General features: G+C 39.2%; 16 protein-coding genes. 4 read left to right on the forward strand and 12 right to left on the reverse strand.

The features are described from left to right. Window positions 1-123: 123 nt before the first annotated feature. The 3 genes from EG2_RS05535 to EG2_RS05545 form a co-directional block, all read right to left on the reverse strand. Entirely contained in the window at window positions 124-840 is a 717-nt protein-coding gene (locus tag EG2_RS05535) for an ABC transporter permease (RefSeq protein ID WP_060813868.1), read from the reverse strand. A gap of 2 nt (window positions 841-842) precedes the next feature. Beyond that, window positions 843-1565, reverse strand: coding sequence for an ABC transporter ATP-binding protein (locus EG2_RS05540; RefSeq protein ID WP_060813869.1), 723 nt, complete (start codon window positions 1563-1565; stop codon window positions 843-845). Between the two features lie 192 nt (window positions 1566-1757). After that, complete coding sequence (locus EG2_RS05545) at window positions 1758-2450, reverse strand: MurR/RpiR family transcriptional regulator (protein WP_005470391.1); 693 nt, start codon at window positions 2448-2450, stop codon at window positions 1758-1760. A gap of 40 nt (window positions 2451-2490) precedes the next feature. Between EG2_RS05545 and EG2_RS05550 the strand changes: the two genes are divergently transcribed. Further along, window positions 2491-3108 carry an AAA family ATPase gene (locus tag EG2_RS05550; RefSeq protein WP_003125462.1) on the forward strand — a complete coding sequence of 206 codons (618 nt, stop codon included), beginning with the start codon at window positions 2491-2493 and terminating at the stop codon, window positions 3106-3108. Window positions 3109-3119: 11 nt separating this feature from the next. Then, window positions 3120-4421 carry a PTS sugar transporter subunit IIC gene (locus tag EG2_RS05555; RefSeq protein WP_060813870.1) on the forward strand — a complete coding sequence of 434 codons (1302 nt, stop codon included), beginning with the start codon at window positions 3120-3122 and terminating at the stop codon, window positions 4419-4421. Between the two features lie 163 nt (window positions 4422-4584). On the opposite strand, the gene EG2_RS05560 is transcribed toward EG2_RS05555, so the two are convergent. From EG2_RS05560 to EG2_RS05570, 3 genes are all read right to left on the reverse strand, one after another. Then, window positions 4585-5010, reverse strand: coding sequence for a VOC family protein (locus EG2_RS05560; protein ID WP_060813871.1), 426 nt, complete (start codon window positions 5008-5010; stop codon window positions 4585-4587). 33 nt (window positions 5011-5043) lie between these two features. Beyond that, the gene (gene rsgA / locus EG2_RS05565; protein ID WP_060813872.1) at window positions 5044-6387 is read right to left on the reverse strand and encodes a ribosome small subunit-dependent GTPase A; all 1344 of its coding nucleotides are present in this window, start codon (window positions 6385-6387) and stop codon (window positions 5044-5046) included. A 426-nt stretch (window positions 6388-6813) separates the two neighbouring features. Then, window positions 6814-9534: a MucBP domain-containing protein gene (locus EG2_RS05570; protein WP_060813901.1), complete on the reverse strand. Its 2721-nt coding sequence runs from the start codon at window positions 9532-9534 to the stop codon at window positions 6814-6816. Window positions 9535-10140: 606 nt separating this feature from the next. Between EG2_RS05570 and EG2_RS05575 the strand changes: the two genes are divergently transcribed. Then, the gene (locus EG2_RS05575) at window positions 10141-10767 is read left to right on the forward strand and encodes a helix-turn-helix domain-containing protein (protein ID WP_060813873.1); all 627 of its coding nucleotides are present in this window, start codon (window positions 10141-10143) and stop codon (window positions 10765-10767) included. 210 nt (window positions 10768-10977) lie between these two features. Then, window positions 10978-12369 carry an MATE family efflux transporter gene (locus EG2_RS05585; RefSeq protein WP_060813875.1) on the forward strand — a complete coding sequence of 464 codons (1392 nt, stop codon included), beginning with the start codon at window positions 10978-10980 and terminating at the stop codon, window positions 12367-12369. 153 nt (window positions 12370-12522) lie between these two features. Here the strand turns inward: EG2_RS05585 and EG2_RS05590 are convergent, their stop codons facing one another. The 6 genes from EG2_RS05590 to mgtA form a co-directional block, all read right to left on the reverse strand. Further along, window positions 12523-14658, reverse strand: coding sequence for a peptidase domain-containing ABC transporter (locus EG2_RS05590; RefSeq protein WP_071870178.1), 2136 nt, complete (start codon window positions 14656-14658; stop codon window positions 12523-12525). A gap of 6 nt (window positions 14659-14664) precedes the next feature. Next, window positions 14665-15261, reverse strand: coding sequence for a hypothetical protein (locus tag EG2_RS05595; protein WP_147283412.1), 597 nt, complete (start codon window positions 15259-15261; stop codon window positions 14665-14667). 95 nt (window positions 15262-15356) lie between these two features. Beyond that, window positions 15357-16022: a cell division ATP-binding protein FtsE gene (locus tag EG2_RS05600; RefSeq protein ID WP_060813877.1), complete on the reverse strand. Its 666-nt coding sequence runs from the start codon at window positions 16020-16022 to the stop codon at window positions 15357-15359. Between the two features lie 11 nt (window positions 16023-16033). Beyond that, on the reverse strand, window positions 16034-16504 hold the full coding sequence (locus EG2_RS05605) for a hypothetical protein (protein WP_139243342.1): 471 nt from the start codon (window positions 16502-16504) through the stop codon (window positions 16034-16036). Window positions 16505-16599: 95 nt separating this feature from the next. Then, on the reverse strand, window positions 16600-16752 hold the full coding sequence (locus tag EG2_RS19110) for a hypothetical protein (protein WP_167757166.1): 153 nt from the start codon (window positions 16750-16752) through the stop codon (window positions 16600-16602). Between the two features lie 611 nt (window positions 16753-17363). Continuing rightward, a complete protein-coding gene (gene mgtA, locus EG2_RS05610; RefSeq protein WP_060813903.1) occupies window positions 17364-19973 on the reverse strand; it encodes a magnesium-translocating P-type ATPase in 2610 nt (869 codons plus the stop codon). Between the last annotated feature and the right edge of the window lie 61 nt (window positions 19974-20034).

The following is a 20034-nucleotide window of genomic DNA, read 5'->3' on the forward strand; positions in this document are numbered from 1 at the left end:
CAGGAGTTTAGCAAGAAACTATACATTGGTGGTATAGTGTAGGGTTTGGTATAGAAAAGAAAAAGGATGCAGCGATCAAAATCTGCATCCTTTTTCTGCTTGGTTCACTTGTTTGAACTGCTTTTACTCCCAACGGAAATATCTGACCGCAACAAATAGACCGATCAATGTAATGACCACTAAAAGTGTTATCGTGAAAAAGATTCCTGTTTCTTCATGGAATGTGACTGCCTTCAGCAATTTGATTCCTTGGGTCAGTGGCATGACATCGGCAACCTTCTGTAAGCCGGTTGGCAAGATTTCATATGGAACGGTTGCTCCTGAAAGAAAAAACATCGGAAAGAAAATCGCTGAATTGATCGCACCGGTGGCTTTTTCGCTAGGAGACAAGCTGGCCACAATCAACCCGATGGCATGGATCGAAACCATCACCAACAAATAGGCAGAAATAAATTGCCCCCAATGGCCGACATAGGAAAATTGGAAACACGTGATCAAAACACCTAATATCAACAGCATGGAAACAATACTGATCGTAAAACAAAACAGCAGATGGGCGAAAAGTAATTGCGCCGGACTGATCGGTGTTACTTGGTATCGCTTTAAGATCTTGCGTTCCCGATAAGAAGACAATGCTAGCGGAAGCCCCATCACACCAGCTGAACAAATCCCGACTGTTGAGACAGCGACAAAGTTCGTATTCAAGGAGTGATTGTCCGGATCCATAAATGCCATCAGACAAATGATCCCGACTGGAACAAAAATCCCAAAGATCACTGAAGACATCTCTCTCATGGAAAGTTTTGCTTCTGATTGATACAACAACCAAAATGTTTTCATTCCTACACTTCCTCCCCAACAAGCGTCAAGAAAGCCTCTTCGAGATTCCTCTTATTCACTTTTGCTAGAATATCAGCTACCGTCCCGCTGGCAACTTCTTTGCCTTTGTTTAACACTAGAATCCGATCACACAGCGTTTCCACTTCATCCATGTAATGAGAGGTCAAAAAAATGGTAACCCCCTTGTCTTTCAAAGCGAACAAGTATCGCCAAACCTCGCGCCGGGCCTGTGGATCCAGTCCGGTTGTCAATTCATCCAAAAAAATGATTTGCGGATTCCCCATGATAGCCAAAAGGATACATAGCTTCTGTTTCTCACCCCCCGATAATGTTCCGAGAAATGAATTCAATTTAGAGGCAAGGCCAAATTCATGAAGCGCCTGCATCCAGTTTAGCGGGTTTTCGTACAACGAATGGGTGATCTCGCAAATCTCTCTTACCTTCAATTGATTTTGAAAAGCAGATTCTTGGAATTGGACTCCCACATACTGAAACAGTCGTTTCCGTTCAGCCTTAGGATCTCTTCCCAAAAGTGAGATCCTTGCTGAATCACATTTTTGCGTGCCCAAAATACAATCGATCGTCGTGGATTTTCCTGCCCCGTTATGTCCTAACAAACCAAAGATGGTGCCCTTTTCGACTGTGAAACTAAGATCATCAATCACTCGTTTCTCCCCAAATGTTTTGCTCAATCCATGAACCTGTATCGCTGCTTGTTTGCTCATACATTCCCTCCCATCTGATCTGGACTCAGTTTAGCCGAAAATCAAACAATGATGGGATAGTGGAGGGAATAGAATTTCTTTCTAAACAAGTTTGCAAATTCCTAAACATGTTCAGAACAAAGGGAAAACACTTACATTTCAAAAGAGATTCTTTATACTAGGTTTTGAAGAAACAGTGGCCACATCGTTCTTCTATTCAAAAATAGCCTTCAGTGCTGCACTTAGCAAAAGCTCAAATTGGTTCAGTGTTGTGCCAAAGAAAAGATTCGGTTGGTAATCGGAGATTCTTTGGGGAGTATATGTTTCTGTGCTAATGGTCAGTGTGGCTAAGCTGCCGATTTTTGAATTTTTTTGACCAACAAAAGCAATTACATCGATATGGTGGTCGTTAGCCATTTTCGCTAGCTCAGCTAACCGAACTGTATCCCCAGAATTAGAAATAATAACGAGCAGAATGTCTTGCTGCACTTGCTGTCTAAGAAATTCCAGATGGCTATTGGCAGTCGCACGGAAGCCGTATAAATTGAGAGATTCCGAAAAATAATTGGCGAGATTCTGAGAGAAACCGGAGCCAAGAATCATGATGCGCTTGTCGCGATACTCAGAGAGTAAATCGATAAATGCCGCCTTTTCCTCATCGGAGAAAGTGCTTGGCATCGCAATATCCGATTGGCTGTTACCTAGTGCAAAAACCAACTCGCTATAACCGGAATAGCCAATTTTCTTGGCCATATTGATGATTGTTGCTGTAGAGACATAGGATGCTTTAGCCACATCGCGAATCCCGATAGTTTTTAATGACTGCCGATTTTTTTTCATAAACCGCAAGACTTCTGCTTCTGAATCATTCAGTTGGTATTTATCTATAAGCATTTCAACATCCATAAGATCCACCTCAAATTTTATCAATTAGGAGTATTATATCATGACAGAAACGAAATTTATTCAAGATCCCTGGGCAAAAATGACGACCCGCAACGGTTTACGCGGAGATGAAGTTATCTCGGCATTGCAAAAATCGATCCGTCGAGGCAAAGAAAAAGAGGCATGTGAATTTGCCTATGAAATGTATATCACCTCGCCGCAATTTGAAGAAAAACTCTGGAGAAGATTACTAGCGATCAGTGTTGAAGATGTAGGTATGGGAAATCCAATGGCTGCCATTATGATCAATAACTTAAACACGATGCGCAAGGAATTCCAATACAACGAATCCGATCGGGCAATGTATTTCTTCCATGCGATTCGTTACTTATGTCAGTCGGAAAAAGACCGCTCATCAGACTTACTCAAGAATATTGTGATCAAGAGTTTCGCGATGGGCTATGTTCCAGAAATTCCTGATATTGCCTTGGATAAACATACTGTCCGCGGGCAGGAAATGGGTCGTGGTTCCGAACACTTCTTACATGAAGCCAGCAAAGTAATCCCACAAGCAAAAGTCACTAATGACTACAAAGAACAATACGAAAAAATCATCGAGAACTATGATCCAGATCACGTTGTGCCAAGCGCGTTTTCATTCAATCCTTGGCAAGTATAGGAGGAAGTTACATGGAAAACTCTGCATTTATCATGAAGCTGAATGACGTCCTAAGCCCCATCGCAGCAAAAATCGGCAATCAGCGCCACTTAAAAGCTATATCCAGCGGTATGATGTTTGGACTGCCCTTTATTGTTATCGGATCTTTTTTTCTAATCTTTGCCAACCCTCCCATCAACATGGATCAGTACCATCCTGAAACAGCCAATATCTTTATGACATTTATGGCTGGCTGGAAAGATTTCGCTGTAGCAAATTATGATCTCATCACCGCGCCTTATCAATTGACGATGGGCATCATTGGTTTCATCAGCGTCTTTGGGATTGCCTTTTCTCTTGCAAATGAATACAAAATCAACCCTTCCATGAATGGTATGGTTGCATCCGTCATTTTTCTAATGGTTTGTACACCAGTGAAAGAAGGCACGATCAGCCTCAATTTTCTAGGAACAAACGGACTCTTCGTCGCAATCATCATCGGCTTGTTAGTGGTAGAAATCAATCGTTTGTTTGAAGTGAAACAGATCAAATTGAAACTGCCAGATACCGTTCCACCCATGGTGGCAACCTTCATCAATATGCTCGTTCCGCTGTTGACAAATATCATCATCTTCTATGGGATCAATTTGATCTTCTTGGCAGCAACAAACAAAATCTTTCCTGAAGCAGTGATGGAAGTTCTGACTCCTGCAACGAACATCGCTGGCAGTCTCGGCGGTTTCTTGTTGATCGTGACTTTGGGCAATATCTTATGGCTGTTTGGCATCAACGGTTCTTCAATCATCTTTCCCATCGTCTTTACACTGGGAATGGCTCAAACTGGCTTGAATGCCGAGCAAATGGCAAATGGCGAAACCATGACACACTTAATGAACTTACAAATGTTTCGGATTTCAGTCCTTGGCGGAGCTGGTGGTACTTTGGGATTGGTTTTATTGATGATGCGAAGCAAAGTTCCCGAATATCGCACGATCGGAAAATTGTCCTTGATTCCTGGAATATGCTCCATCAACGAACCAGTGATCTTTGGCTTGCCAATCGTTTTTAATCCCATTCTAGCAATCCCATTTTTGGTCACTCCGATCATTTCGTTATTGCTGACCTACTTTGCTCAGAGTCTTGGATGGATCGGTATTGGCTTTATCGTTGATCCTTCCTTCACACCGTTTTTTGCACAAGCTTATCTTTCAAGTATGGACTGGCGCAACATTCTCTTTTGCCTACTGTTGATCGTCATCAGTATCTTCATTTACTATCCATTCTTTAAAGTAATGGAGAACAATAAGACAAAATTAGTCGATCAAAATCTATAACCATTCTTCGTAACAAAAACTAGAACAGCTAAATGATTTTGCTTTATACTAAAAAAAAGACAAATCCTTTCCCACTCGAGTCAACTCAATTCGAATCAGAAAAGGATTTGTCTTTTTTGGTTAAAACTCCTTCATTTAAAAGACCTGAAAAGTCAGCACAGGTTTAGGCATAATGAAAGATTTCAAAGCGGAGGCCTTCTGGCGTCTCAAAGAATAGTGCATAATAATTAGGCGCGATCCGTTCTTTGTATTCCATTGGTTTCCCATGAAGAATCTTTACTCCTAGTGCTTTAATTTTTGGATAGATCGCGTCTACGGCTTCCCTGCTTTCTGCTTTAAAAGCAATGTGTTGGAGGGAACCAGGCTTTCTAGAATCAATTGTCTCATTGATCCATTCTTGCTTTGGCGAACAGATTCCAAAATCAAAGGTATCACTCAAATACTCCACTACTTCCATGTCGGCATGTTCGAGATAGCCTGAGTATTTCTTTTGAATATCAAAACCTAGCAAATGGAACAATTGATCATAAAAAGGTTCCGTTTTTTTTACATCGTTGACAGTAATTTGAATGTGGTGGATTTGATACATCAGTGGCTCTCCTTTCGTTATAAACCAAAACAGTTAACATTTCTCGATAGCAAAGGGTGGGTACTGAATCGCTTTTGTTGCCAAGTGAATGAGTTTTTCTTGATTGTCGTCAGCCGCAATTCGATTCGTCTTTAAGGTACCACAATTTCGGCAACGGTGAATGATTGCCCATTCGCCATCCTCTTTGGACCAAATACTGATAGGATCCATCTTCCCTCGGCACAAAGAAGCTCGGTCTCCAGGAAGAGTATCCGCATGGAGACTCGTTAAACAGTGGGGACAGTGGTTGCGATGCTGACTACCTGCATTTTCAGGATTTACAGGTCGACCGCATTCTTCACAGATAAAACTGTCAAAACAAGCCGTCTGTCGGTAATCGTTTTTTAGCTGACGCACCATCTTACTGATACCTTTTTCCCTGTTTGTCTTTTCTTTCAAATAGGCTGTTTTATCGTCCGTATATTTTGCTTCTGCGTGTAGTTTAAGATAACTTTCCCATCTGTCTAAAGACAATTTCTCTGCTCGCAATGCTTCTTTGATGGCACATCCTGGCTCACTTTGATGGTGGCAATCCTTAAATTTACATTGCCCAAAATAACCTTCTACATCAGCAAAGCTCTGTTTCAATCCATCGGTAGCATCCCAAATCCCAACTTCTCTCATTCCCGGTGTATCAATGATTTTGGCACCATTTCTTAACACTAGTAATTGTCTGTGACTCGTGGCGTGTCTGCCTCGACCATCTTTCTCACGAATAGCTTTCGTTCTCATCACGTTTTTGCCCATTAGATAATTAACCAACGTTGATTTTCCAACGCCAGATGAACCGACTAAGACAACGGTTTTATTTGGTTGGAAATATGGATCAAGTTCAGCGATTCCAGATTCAGTAAATGTACTGATTGCATGGACATTGGTGCCAACGGCCAGCTGTTGGACGGCAGCAATCTTTGTTGCATTCTCTTCTCCAAGATCACGTTTAGTCAAAATGATGATCGGAATCCCCCCAGACTGCCAGGCAAGCGTTAAGTAACGCTCTAAACGGCGAAGGTTAAAGTCTCGATTTAATGCTTGAACGATAAACACATAATCAAAATTTGCGGCAATGATCTGCGCCTTATTTTCTGCTTCATTGGCACGAGCAAGAGCAGCCCTTCGAGGCAATGTTCGCAGAATCAGACTATGATCTTGCCCCCGCCAATCGACCATGACATAATCGCCCGTTACCGGATAATTCTCTTGGGTTGTGGAATAGCTGCCACGTTTTATTTGTGCAAATCCTCTTCCTTGTTCACTCATTAGTTCAAAGATATCCTTATGAACAGCTGTGATTTGGGCCTTTGTTTCAACTAAATCAGTCTTTTTTCTTGTATTCATTTGTTTTCTCTCCTACTTCAGAAGGGGAATTATTCTTTAACTAGAAGGCCTTAAATTCCTTCAGTCATTGAAATCCCTCTTCGTAATAAAGAGATACCTGTCTAAAATAATCAGCCAGCTAAGGGTATTAAAAAAAGACGATAGTCATCCTATCGTCTGAGATTACAATAATCTTCTTTATCGACAGATATCACTTCTACAAGCACAACAAATAAACCACTGTTTATTTGTCTATTCAGCTTATTGATTAGATATCTGTGACACTCACCAAGCATACTCCATTCATCATATTAGATGGCATAGTTATTTTCGGGTTCAGTATAACAAATCGCTTTCTCTGAGTCAATATCGCTTCTGCTAGCTTCAACGATTGTCATTGAAAGCTAGCAAAAGTTTCTATTGAACTTCAAACAATGCGTGTATTCATCATTTTCTGCGCCATAAGACCCAGCCTACAAAGCTCGTCAATCCCAATCCAAGAAAAAGATAGCCATTGCTTTTTTCATTTGTTTGAGGCAATGTTCTTTGGGCTGTGGATGTTGTTTTAGCTGTTCTAGCAGTTGTTACCTTTAGATTTGTTTTTATGTTATTGTTCTCAGTTTTTGTATTCGATTTTGCTTGAGTCGAACTATCGATTATTTGAAGAATATTTTTTGTGTAGACGTAAGTCACTGTTTGGGCCGTATCGTTGAAAGTGCCCGTCATGTTGTCTGGCAATTGATTTATATCTAGTGTATAACCATCAATTGGTAACTGATAGTCTGCCGTACTGACATCATACTTTTCCCCAATGTTGCCTATTAGGGTTTGTGGTTCGTGAATTTGGTTTCCTTCATTATCCACATATTCCACCGTTATATCCGCTGCTCGGATGGGATCTTTGGTGTAAATATAAGTCACTGTTTGGGCTGTATCACTGAAAGTGCCCGTCATGTTGTCTGGTAATTGATTTGTGTCTAGTGCATACCCATCGATCGCTAGCTGATAGTCTGGCATGTTAACATCATATTTATCCCCAATATTGCCTTTGAGTGTTTGCGATTCGTGTATTTCTTTGCCCTCGTTGTCCACATATTCCACCGTTACCTCTGCTGCTCGGATGGGATCTTTGGTATAAATGTAGGTCACTGTTTGGGCTGTATCGCTAAAAACTCCAGTCATATTATCTGGTAATTGCGTAGTATCTAATGTATAGCCGTCAATTGGTAACCGATAATCTGGCGTACTGGCATCGTATTTTTCCCCAATTTTTCCACTTAGTGTTTGTGAGTCATGTATTTCTTTGCCTTCACTATCCACATATTTAATCGTTACATCCGCTGCTGGAACAGGATTTTGGGTGTAGACGTAGGTGACAGTTTGAGCTTTATCGCTGAAAGTGCCTGTCATATTTTTTGGCAGTTGGCTTTGGTTTAATGTGTAGCCATCGATCATTAGTTGATACGTTGCAGTGCTAGCATCGTATTTTTCACCAATGTTGCCACTTATTGCTTGTGATTCGTGAATTTCTTTACCATCATTATCCATATATTTAATCGTTATATCCACTGCCGGAACAGGATTTTGGGTATAGACGTAGGTGACGGTTTGGGCTATATCGCTAAAAGTCCCTTTCACGTTGTTTGGCAGTTGACTTTGGTCTAGCGTGTAACCATCAATTGTTAACTGATGTTTCGCAGTGCTAACATCGTATTTTTCACCAATGTTGCCACTTAGTGTTTGTGATTCGTGAATTTCTTTACCATCATTATCCACATATTTAACCGTTACATCCGCGGCGGGGATTGGATCTTTGGTGTAGATGTAGGTCACTGTTTGGGCTGTATTACTAAAAACTCCAGTCATATTATCTGGTAATTGATTTGTGTCTAGTGTATAGCCATCAATCGTTTGCTGATACGTTGGCGTACTGGCATCATACTTTTCCCCAATATTGCCTTTAAGTGTTTGCGATTCGTGAATTTGGTTTCCTTCATTATCCACATATTCCACCGTTACATCTGCTGCAGGGATGGGATCTTTGGTATAAACGTAGGTCACTGTTTGGGCTGTATCACTGAAAGTGCCCGTCATATTATCCGGTAACTGCGTAGTATCTAATGTATACCCATCGATCGCTAGCTGATAGTCAGTTGTAGTTGTATCATACGTTTCTCCCACAGCTCCTGTTAATGATTGCTCCTGATGGATTTCATTCCCATCTGTGTCGACATACTTGACTGTCACTTCGCCTACACTTGCCGGATCAACGATTACATGGACAACATGTGTTGTATTCGCACTATAGGTAGCTTGCCTTGCCATAAATATCGCCACATAACTTCCAGGCACACTTGTATCAACATTGCTGTAATAGGGATAAATTTGTGATGCAGAAATACTTTTTTCAATCGCACCTGAAAAATTCAGTTTGAACGCTTCAATTCCTAGTGCTTGCGTAGTAAAGTCAAATGTTCCCCCAACTGGGAGATGAATGGTATCCGGGCTATTACCGAAAGCATATTCACCAGTAATGTGCCGTTCATATAAAGATAAAGACTTCACTTCACCTGGTTGAAGTTCGATAGAATTTCCCGTGGAAGTAAAAGCATAATTCTCTTTTTGGTCAGTTGTACCAACTTGTTTTAACATATATGCTCCTGCGGGTACATTAACAGAAATATCGCCATTTATGTCAGTAACTAATAAGTATTCTGCGCCTGAATGCACAGAAGTAAAGGTAAAATAAGCACCCGAAATCCCTTGATTAACGTTGCTATCCGAAACATGGATCTTCAACTGTGCTTCCGTTACTTTAGCCGCTCGAGACTCTATTTCTGCAGAAGATTGTGAGTTTTCATCTGTTGAAACCTGCGTCTCCCTCTCGTCTGTATTTTGTTTTGTCTCTTCACTTCTTTTTTGACTGTTATCTGTCTGCTCCGATACTGGACTTGAGGAAGGTAAATCATCAGTAGAACTTGTCGTTGAGCTTGTGACAGCTAACATCTTTTCCTTCGTTTGACTTTCCACTGAAGTCTCTTGTGTTTCTTGTGCGTCTTCTAAAACAGCCATCGTTTGAGACTCAGCATAAACTGTAAATGCAGGTACCCCTAATGTTGCACTTAAAAGGATGATTACTGACAAATAAATCTTAATTCTCTGTTTCACAAACATTCACCTTAACCTTCTTCATTTTAAAATTAAACTCACTTATTTCAGATGTCAAAACAGTATAATTTATCTTTTTTTAATTTACAATTATTTGATTTCATCAATCATTTGATTTCATTCGTTTTCTGTTCGGTCATAAAAACAATTCTCTTAATCAAACATTTATTCCACCAATTACTTTCTTTGCATCCCAATCACCTCGTATGAAGTTTATGTCTAATGAACTTCTTTTATCAAGCAAACAGCATGTCAAATCAGCGCAAAGATTCTTTGCATCATTGGTATATCAACATTTTATAAAATCAGGATTCATTGTATGTCTTTTTTCTTAAGTAAACTTTTCTAACTTAACAGATAGCAAATTTTGCCTTATTCCATAAAAAAAAGCTGCAGATCATCAAAATAAAACTTGTCCTAAACGCACTCATTCATGAAATGAAAAAAACGAGCATCTCTCTTTCCAATAAAATAAATAATAGAACTATCATTTTTTTTTAATTTAATCAGTGTGCGATCGTATTTTGTGAAGTCTTCAAGTATCGCAGCTTAAAAGTTGCTAGTTTTTTTCAACCTATGATAGGATAAATCTAAAGGAGCAGAAAAATGAGCTTAGCAGAAAAAATGAAGGAAAGCCGCTTAAAAATGGGCTTCACACAACAAGAAGTTTCCGAAAAACTATTCGTGACTAGACAGACCATCTCAAATTGGGAAAACAATCGGAGTACGCCGGATATTGATACATTAGTAAAAATAAGTGAGTTGTATCAAATAAACTTAGATTCCTTGTTAATCACAGACCAGGAAATGCCAAATAGCGAAGTAGACAGTGATCCCTTACAAGAAACAAACCAAACAATTTTTTATCGGATTCCTTATCTATTAAATTTAATTGTTGTGATCCTTTGTGTTTTTGTGGATTTCTTGACACCAACTGGTACTCTTTCTCTTTGGACGAGCATCAGCCACTTTCTACTTTTAGCAGATATAATCCTTTTGATTGCTTTTTTTATTCTCAAAAAAAAGCCTATTTCAATCAAAACGATTGTTCTCACAATTAGTAAAGGACTTCTGATACTAACGATTATTTTAGGCTTTACTTATTGGTCAAATCGAAATGCCAATTCATCCGTCTTAACTGAGATTGGTCATAACTATGGTCATTTTATCTATCTAGCTTTCAAAGCAATTGGGATTTTGCTGATCTTTGACCGACGTAAATTTGTCTTTTAACCTTGGTTAATAAAAAATAAAGCCTGACGAACGCCTGCGCTCAATGTCCATAAAAATAAAAGACGTCCGAAATTATAGGAATTTCGGACGTCTTTTTGTACAACCACAAATTTGTGCTGTAACTTTTTTTCCTCATTGACAGAAGCAGCTAGAAAGGATAGCATTAAAATGAACACGTGTGCATTTCAATAAAATTAAGGATGTGTCTCCTTGAAAACTGTCCATTCAACAGTCAGTAGTATCGTCGGTCGGATCAAACATTTTTATTCTGGTCAAGATGTGTCGCATCGTTTTATTTTGTCGCTTGTTTTTCCAGTTGTCCTCGATCAATTTTTTTTGGTCAGTTTTAATTTTATCAATACCGCTATGATTAGTTCGGCTGGAACCACTGCGGTCAGCGCGGTCAGCATGGTTGGCAGTCTGCACTTTTTCCTCGTTAATGCCTTCACTGCTGTAGGATTAGGTGGAACCGTGCTGATGGCACAATATTTTGGCAAAAAAGAGATGAACCAACTAAGTAAAGTTTGCAGTGGGACTGTTTATGGTGCAGTGTTGATGGCTTTGATGATCAGTCTTCTCATCGCCTCTTTCCATCAAGGAATCTTGCATCTTTTGTTCGGACATGCAGAACCGCTTGTGCTAGCTAACGCACAGCTTTACTTACTGGGCTTATTGGCTTCTTACCCCATGCAAGCGGTCATTGAAGGAACCAATGGGAGTCTGCGGGGAATTGGCCGTACCAAAGCGTCTTTAAAGCTCTCATTACTCATGAATTTCGTTTATATTGTTGGGAATGTTGTATTCATCAGCATTTTTGAAATGGGGATGATTGGGTTAATTACTTCATTGCTGATCTCGCGATTTCTTGGTATGCTCTTTGCCTTTTATACCTTGCGAGCAAACCGCTCCCTTTTTTTGTTAAAGAAGGACGATTTTCTCCGCATTCAGATTCCATTGATCGCTCGAGTGTTGAAAGTCAGCATTCCCTTTGCAGCGGAATCTATTTTCTTTAATGGTGGGAAAATCATTATACAAACAATGATCGTCAGCTTTGGAACGAACGTAATTGCTACGAATGCGATTGCTTCTTCTTGGATCCAAATTTCTGAAATCGTTCCGAGTGCACTAGCTACGTCACTCGTCCCGATCGTCGGACAATGCATTGGTCGAGGTAACATTGTTGATGCAAGAAAGCTGACCAAAACCTTTGTTATTACTGGAATGATTGCCTTTCTCCTAGTTGACTTAAGTTTATTGCCCTTCTTTCCGCTAGGTATGAAGCTGTTCAACCCACCCGCTGCCATTTTACCGGAAATTTATCGCTTGTATCTGATTGCCATTGCGATGCATTTTTTGACATGGAGCATTGGCTTTATTCTTCCATCAGCTCTTCGGGCAGCTGGCGATGCCAATTTCACTACCTTGACTTCGTTACTATCGATGTGGATCTTCAGAATCGGTATGGGCTATCTAGTCGGCATCGTTTGGGGTTACGGTTTAACGGGGATCTATTTTGTGATGACTTTGGAATGGGGTGTTCGAGGTTTGATCTTCTTGCTGCGTTTTCGAGGAAAGAAATGGTATCAGCATCAGTTGACTTAGGTGTTTGGAAGATATTACCAATCTTTGCCATAGTGACAATCACCAGTACTAGTAAAAAAATTCCCCGTCTATGGCTTAAGCTTTCCGTTTACAAAACAGGAGCAACCGTTTATTTTGTTGCTTCTGTTTTGTATAGTCTTCCAAATTCATTAGTTACGAGCCAAATCGAATGATTTCATCCACTTTTGAAGAAACTAAGTCATCGTGAGAAACATATATGCGTATACAGGATTTTAATTTATCTTCGATAAATTTGAGGATTCCCAGTTTACTATTGGTGTCTAAATTGCTGAATGCTTCATCCAATAATAGAATTTTCGGTTTTTTTAACAGAGCACGAGCAATTGCGATTCTCTGTTTTTGACCACTCGATAAATTTTCCCCATTCTCCAGCACAACAGTATCTAACCCATTTGCAAAGCTGTTCGTCATTTCAGTGACACCTACTGCCTCTAATACTTCAGTAAGATAACCTTCATCATTGACCTCCATTCCTAATGTCAGATTTTCTCTAATTGTTCCGAACATTAAGAATGGATCATTTGATGCATAAGCAATCTGTTTTCTGTAGTTTTTCTTATTCTCATGTATTTCTTCATCATTCAGCAAAATCGTTCCTTTATCCGGGCTATATAAGGAAGAAAGAAGATGCATAAATGTTGTTTTCCCACTCCCACTTTTGCCCACCAAAGCATAGGACATCCCAGCTTTGAATCTAACAGATAGATTATTAATGATATAGTTGTCTGCGGCATAGGAGAAGTAAATGTTCTTAAACTCTATTGATCGCCACTCTTTCTTCAGAGTATCGTTCAATACTTCGTTTTCTCCTTCATTTTCCTCACTTACATCATCCATCACATCACTGAGCTTTCTCACCATTACAAGGACATTTTGAATTTCTCTTTGATACTCGATAATATTTCGAACCGGTGAAGTATAAAAAGTAATCAGTGAGATAAATGCAATCAGAGCGCCTAAACTCAATTTATCAGCAACAACCAGCGTACTTCCTTGCCACAACACAAGAATTGTTCCCAATGACTCTAGCAAAAGAATGAAGCTAGCTTGGCTATTTTGTAAGATCACACTATATTTCCCAGTATGAGTAAACGATTTAGCCTGCTTCAGAAATTTTCCTAAAAAAAACGACTCCCTTTGAAAAAGTTTGATCGTTTCAAATCCAGTAAATGTCTCATTCAACACATTTAATGTTCGCGCATTTTTCTCGATCAATTCATTGTTGATTTTGTTTAATGGCTTAATAAAAATTATACTTACAGCGGTATACCCTAAAAGAATCCCTGTAGTAACAAGAAATAATTGCTTGTTTATAATATATAAAATCGCTCCACCAGTAATAGCCACAAATATTTCTAAAAAAATAGAGAGCACAAGTCTTGTCAATACTTGTTGTACTTGCGTTGTGATATTATAACGCGTGATCAATTCGCCTGAATCTCTCGCTCTTAAATTAGTCGCTTTCATAAAAAGAATTTTCTTAAAAAAAGCTTCAAAGAGATCGTCATTCATTCTTTTAGAGACATTTGCAATAAAGAAAGCGCGAACAATACTTAGGATTGCTTGAAAAAGATACAATATAACTACAGCTAAAATCAAATATTGAAAATTATACAAGATCTCGTGGAATGCTTCTTCAAAAATTGAAGTATGCGCATGTTCCTCATGAATGGCGGATTCGCTGTTCAAAATAAACGAGTCTATAATGCGTTGATAGGAAAAACTTCCCAGAAAAGAAAAAAGGGCGATAACCACAGAAAAAAGCAGAACCAGCAACAGACGTGACTTCTCTTTAAAAAAAAGCGTCCCATAATATGAAATAGAAGTTGTCTGTCCTGGGGAAAACAACTCTGTCTTACGGAAGATAACGATATATCCTCCCCAGATTTTTTCAAAATATCCTACAGAAATCTTTTTTACTCCTTGTGCAGGATCGAATACTTTTATCTTAGTGTCAGACCATTCCTCTACTACCAAAAAATGAGAAAGTCCTGTTTCCAATACGACTAAAGCAATGAAAGGCAGGTTAATCTCTTTGCTTCTGATACCGTCCCTTAGTTCTCCAATCGATCCTTCTAATCCTTCGGCTGTTAAGCCAATTTTACTTCCTGCTTCAATCAGTCCCTGTAAAGTTGCTCCTGTGCTGTTACTTCTGGTTAAATCCCTTGCCTCAGCCAAGGACATCTTTCTTCCGCATAAATTAGCCAATGTCGCAAAGGCAGCCGCCCCACAATCTTTTTGTTCATTTTGTCTCACCCTCTTCAACATGGAAATTCAGCTCCTTTTCCACCGATAGTTATAATATTGGTTTTTGATTCTAAAATAGGTATGACCAGTCAATACAGTCAGAAAAAGCAGCAATAAGCCACTACTGACTAAATCGTAGTGAACAAAAAGAGTAAGCGGAGCAATCAAATAGTCTGCTACCCAACTTGATTGAAACAATATGTAGATGCTCGTATACAACAAGTTCACCAAGCTTATACTCATTACGGATGCCACAATCATTGTCACCATCGATTCGCCTATAAACTCAAAAGTTAAGATTTTGGGCGAAACCCCTAAACTTGCTTTCACTCTTAATTCTGTTTCTTCTAAAATTCGTTCTCTTTTAAGTGAAAGAACAGAAAAAAAGAACAAATAGGCTGCACCGGCAACCATCATAATCAAACTGCTGATTTCTAATATTGAAAGAAACAAGGCTAGTTCATCACCAGTGTTTGGATTTAACAGTTTTGCCAATAATGGAATACGTTTGTTTTCTTGCTCTTGAAATGATCTGAATACATAAAAGAAAAGATACAATCGTAACATTCCTTCAACTAAGACGACTGAAAAAAACGTAGGTGTGAAGAATCGTGATAGTACCAACTTGTTTCTGCTTATTTTCTTTTTGATAATCCTGATTGAATTCTTTATCTGATTCATCCGACAGCACCTATTGCTCCCTTCCGGTAAACGATTTACTACTGTTCACCTAGTTTTAGCACTTGCTGGTTCTCTAATTGATAGACGTTACTATTTTCTGGAATAAGCGTATAGTCATGCGTAACGATCAGTGTAGTGATTTTCTTTTGTAACGAAAGACTATTGATAAGCTGAATAATCTCTTTCCCACGGAGTGGGTCCAAATTCCCTGTTGGCTCATCTGCAAGAATAACCTGTGGCTGCTTGATTAATGCACGAGCAATCGCCACTCGTTGTTGTTCTCCGCCAGAAAGCTGATGGCAATAGTCAGCTAACTTCTCTTCTATGCCTAGCTCAAAAGCTAGTTGTTCAACTTCATAACGAATTTTTTCTACAGGTTCATTTTTGATATGAAGGACATAGGCAATATTCTCAAATACTGTAAAAGATTCAATCAATCGAAAATCCTGAAAAATAAAGCCAATTTTCCGTCGATTGGAGAGAGTGTCGGGCAGTGTATCATAGTTCAGTTCTTCATCATTTAAGATGATTTCTCCAGAAGCTACAGGAACTTCGCCAAAAATCGCTTTGAGTAGCGTCGACTTTCCTGCACCACTTTTACCAATAATGTAACTAGGTTTATCATCTGGAAATAGTTGGGTGACCTTGGTGAGTACTTCTTTTTTGGCTAATGAATGGATGGTTACATCTCTAAACTGAATCATCACATTTCCCCCTACTCTAGATATACATCGTAGTGTTTGGTCATTTGTTGCGAGTTATTCGTGTAGTCAAAAGTGAAAAGAACCACGTCTGTATTCGAATGTAGGATAAAGCGATAGGTTAGCTCTTTTTTGTTGTCTAAAACAAAAGAATCAATCGCATCAATGGATGTCAGGGGTTCTTGATTCTGTTCTGCAGTTACTGAGAAAATATGATTATCGATTTCGGTTTTTTCCGGTAAAGAGTCACTGATGACCACTAATGTCAGTGAGATCACCGACCGATCTCCCTCATTAAATTGTTCTACCTCTTTCAATTGGATATCCAAGTCTGCTAGCTTGATGATTTCTTTATCAGAAAAGGTCTCAAGGATTTTTTCTTCCTCTGATTTTCTATCTTTTTCGATTAAACTCTCAGGATTTGTACAAGCTGCCAAAGATACCAATGTTATTCCTAAAAGTATACATTTATCTATTATGCGCATCCGTGCATCCATCTCCTAAAAAAGAATACTATAATCAAATAATTATAGCATTCTTCCATCAATTGATTATTATAGCATGCTAATGATAGTCGGGTTTACGACCAATACGAAATGAAAATATGGAATGAATTTGTTTGAACATGACGCAAGTAACCAGCTTTTGTACCGCCACCAGCACCACATACCCAACAATGCCAATGAAATCCACCTTTAACAGAACGAGTTTCTGTCTCAGTCATTGTCCTCATATGGACTACCTCCTTCTTAATGCTATAATATTCCGAATATTACAAATATAATGATAATATTTATTTATAACAATTACAATATAAATTTATTTTCAAAATACAAAAATTTAACAGGCGATATTTGGAAACGAAAAAGCTCCTGTCATAGATGGATGTTCGCTTTGGCGCTTCTGCTAAAACATAGAAAAAAGAGAAATACGCTTCATTATTAAAAGGTAAAACAAATAGAGAGAATGTGGAGCATTCAACATTCTCTCTATTCAGAAATCCAACTAAGATTATTTTCTTCATTGACTATATCAAAGAGTTGCTTGATCTAAAGAAGCAAGCATATTTTTCAGATCACCGGTAAAATAGGCTATCACCTGATCCTTGAATCATTCCAATCGCTCAGTCTTTTCATAGTTACTAGTTGAATCGTCTCTGCTTCGCTCAAGGAAACCTGTTTTGCCATCAAAAACGCTAAATCATTACTATGACAATTCTTCTAAAAGACTACATCCTTCGGTCATATCTACTGGACTGCTTTAAAACCTATCTGATTATTAAAGGTAAATTTTTTCAGTTGCTACTTAATTATTTGCCTATTTCGTGTAACTTTTGCTTTTTTGTCAGAGCAATTCTTGATAACGATGAATGTAGAACAGTTTGACAATGGTTACTAAGGCTAAGTAAGCAATAATGGTTGCGATCAGCCATAGCCAGTACGCTGATGGAAGAACTGCCATGCCTAAACTTTGACCAAAGTTCGTAAACGGTAGGAATGTACCTACTGCAATTCCTAATGAAGTGATTGCTGTCATAATGAATGAGCCACGGCTTTGGATAAATGGAATCTTTGGTGTCCGCAAGGCGTGGAGCACGAGTGTTTGCGACCATAATGATTCTACAAACCAGCCAGCATGAAAGACAGCGATAAAAGCGACTTGTTGTTCTGGCGACAAAGTATGGAAATCGCCACCAACTACCGCTGGACAAATAATGAAGTACATCAATAAATAGGTAGTAATATCAAACACTGAACTTGTTGGACCTAACCAAATCATAAATTTACCGATACTCGATGCATCCCAGCGCTTTGGTTTATCCAAGTATTCTTTATCCATGTGGTCCCAAGGAATTGATACACAGGAAATATCGTAAATAAGGTTGAGGAAAAGAATTTGTAATGGCAACATTGGCAAAAATGGCAGAAAGGTGCTAGCAACGAGAACCGAAAACATATTGCCAAAATTGGAACTTGCGGTCGCCTTGATATATTTCATGATATTCCCAAAGGTTTCTCGCCCTGAAATGATCCCACGTTCTAAAATCATTAAATCTTTTTCTAACAAAATAACATCGGCCGATTCTTTGGCAATATCTACTGCCGTATCTACTGAGATTCCGACATCTGCTGCCTTCATTGCTGGCGCATCATTGATCCCATCTCCTAAAAATCCTACGGTGTGCCCATTTTCTCTCAAAATACCCGTAATTCGCTGCTTTTGCTGCGGGTTCAATTTGACGAAAATATTGTATTTTTCAACAAGCTGACTAAGTTTTTTATCCGATACACTTTGGATGTCTTCTCCACTGATCAGCTTTTCTGCCCCTAATCCAACTTGCTTACATACAGACTGCGTTACTAACGCATTGTCGCCAGTTAACACTTTCACGCCAACTCCGTGTTTCTTTAACGTTTCCAGTGCTTGTTTCGTGGTTTCTTTTGGCGGATCCAAAAACGCCAGATACCCAATGAGAACCATCTCAGATTCATCTGCTACAGAAAATTCACCTACCACGCTGGGATTCGTTTTTTGAGCTACCCCGATCACACGTAGCCCATCTTCATTTAGTTCATTGACTTTTTTTAGAACTTCTTGTTTTATCTCCTCAGTTAATGCAGTCACCTTTCCTTTGAAATCTACATAACTTGAGATGCTGAGCATTTCCTCGATTGCGCCTTTGGTGATCATTTGTGTTTTTCCAGTCGGATCTTCTACGACCACACTCATTCGTCTCCGTTCAAAATCAAAGGGAATCTCATCAATCTTTTTATAAGGAATAGCTGGGATTCCTAATTCTTTTTTAGCCGCATCAATAATCGCTACATCTAATAAGTTCTTCAATCCGGTTTGGTAATAGCTGTTAAGATAGGCATGCCGCAATACTCGCTCATCTTCTTCTCCAGTCAAATCCAAATGGTACTCTAAAATAATCTTGTCTTGGGTTAGCGTGCCAGTTTTATCCGTACAGAGGATATCGATCGCACCAAAGTTTTGGATCGCATTTAAGTTCTTGATCACAGTGCCTTTTTTCGCCATTCCAGTTGCGCCTTTGACCAAATTCGTGGTTACGATCATCGGCAACATTTCTGGCGTCAACCCAACAGCTACTGACAAGCCAAACAAGAATGCTTCCATCCAATCGCCTTTCGTGAAACCATTAATGACAATGACCGTCGGTGCCATTAATGCCATGAATTTGATGAATAAGAACGAGGTTTTACGAATCCCTAACTCAAAGCTGGTTCGAATAGGCTTAGTGGACAATGACTTTGCTACATCACCGAAAAGAGTATGGTTGCCAGTAGCGATCACAACCCCTTCCGCAGTACCGCTGATGACATTGCTTCCCATAAAGGCTAAATTTTCATAGCTTGTTTCAGAATCACGGCTTGTAACAACTGCTTCGGCATTTTTTTCAACCGGATAACTTTCTCCCGTTAAAGCGGATTGAGAAATAAACAAGTCTTTCGTTGCAGTCAAGCGGATATCCGCTGGAATCATGTCTCCCGCAGACAATTTCACAATATCTCCACAGACGATTTCTTCCATCGGTACTTCTGCGTAGACGCTTTTGCGCTTCACTGTCGCAGTAACCTTAACCAATGACTTCAGTTTTTCGGCAGCCTTATTTGATTGCACAGATTGAATCAACGTCATGGTGCCGCTAATCAAAATCATGACAAAGATTATCCCACTGCCAAAATAATCCCGTTCCTCTGGTGCCGCAATGACGACTTCAGTGATAAAAGAAGTAATCCCTAACCCAATCAGCACTAATGTAAAGGGAGTGATATACGCTTTTAAGACTTCCATAATGAATGGGGTCTTCTTTCCATAGGAAATTTGATTTGATCCATACTTGTTTCTGGCAACAATTGCTTGTCCTTCAGTCAATCCTCTTTTAGAAGTCTGAAAGGTTTCGTAGATCGTTTCGATCGTTTTTTTTGCCATCAATCCATAATTAATGCTTTGAATAGGTCGTTTTTTTGTTTCCACTTTTTCTACCTTCTCT

Origin of the sequence: Enterococcus gallinarum NBRC 100675, from assembly GCF_001544275.1 — a bacterium.
GTDB lineage: Bacteria > Bacillota > Bacilli > Lactobacillales > Enterococcaceae > Enterococcus_D > Enterococcus_D gallinarum.

Excerpts from the sequence above, each read along its gene's own strand:
- EG2_RS05535 (WP_060813868.1), bottom strand. The coding sequence starts at position 840 with ATGAAAACATTTTGGTTGTTGTATCAATCAGAAGCAAAACTTTCCATG.
- EG2_RS05540 (WP_060813869.1), bottom strand. The coding sequence starts at position 1,565 with ATGAGCAAACAAGCAGCGATACAGGTTCATGGATTGAGCAAAACATTT.
- EG2_RS05545 (WP_005470391.1), bottom strand. The coding sequence starts at position 2,450 with ATGGATGTTGAAATGCTTATAGATAAATACCAACTGAATGATTCAGAA.
- EG2_RS05550 (WP_003125462.1), top strand. The coding sequence starts at position 2,491 with ATGACAGAAACGAAATTTATTCAAGATCCCTGGGCAAAAATGACGACC.
- EG2_RS05555 (WP_060813870.1), top strand. The coding sequence starts at position 3,120 with ATGGAAAACTCTGCATTTATCATGAAGCTGAATGACGTCCTAAGCCCC.
- EG2_RS05560 (WP_060813871.1), bottom strand. The coding sequence starts at position 5,010 with ATGTATCAAATCCACCACATTCAAATTACTGTCAACGATGTAAAAAAA.
- rsgA (WP_060813872.1), bottom strand. The coding sequence starts at position 6,387 with ATGAATACAAGAAAAAAGACTGATTTAGTTGAAACAAAGGCCCAAATC.
- EG2_RS05575 (WP_060813873.1), top strand. The coding sequence starts at position 10,141 with ATGAGCTTAGCAGAAAAAATGAAGGAAAGCCGCTTAAAAATGGGCTTC.
- EG2_RS05590 (WP_071870178.1), bottom strand. The coding sequence starts at position 14,658 with ATGTTGAAGAGGGTGAGACAAAATGAACAAAAAGATTGTGGGGCGGCT.
- EG2_RS05600 (WP_060813877.1), bottom strand. The coding sequence starts at position 16,022 with ATGATTCAGTTTAGAGATGTAACCATCCATTCATTAGCCAAAAAAGAA.
- EG2_RS05605 (WP_139243342.1), bottom strand. The coding sequence starts at position 16,504 with ATGCGCATAATAGATAAATGTATACTTTTAGGAATAACATTGGTATCT.
- EG2_RS19110 (WP_167757166.1), bottom strand. The coding sequence starts at position 16,752 with ATGAGGACAATGACTGAGACAGAAACTCGTTCTGTTAAAGGTGGATTT.
- mgtA (WP_060813903.1), bottom strand. The coding sequence starts at position 19,973 with ATGGCAAAAAAAACGATCGAAACGATCTACGAAACCTTTCAGACTTCT.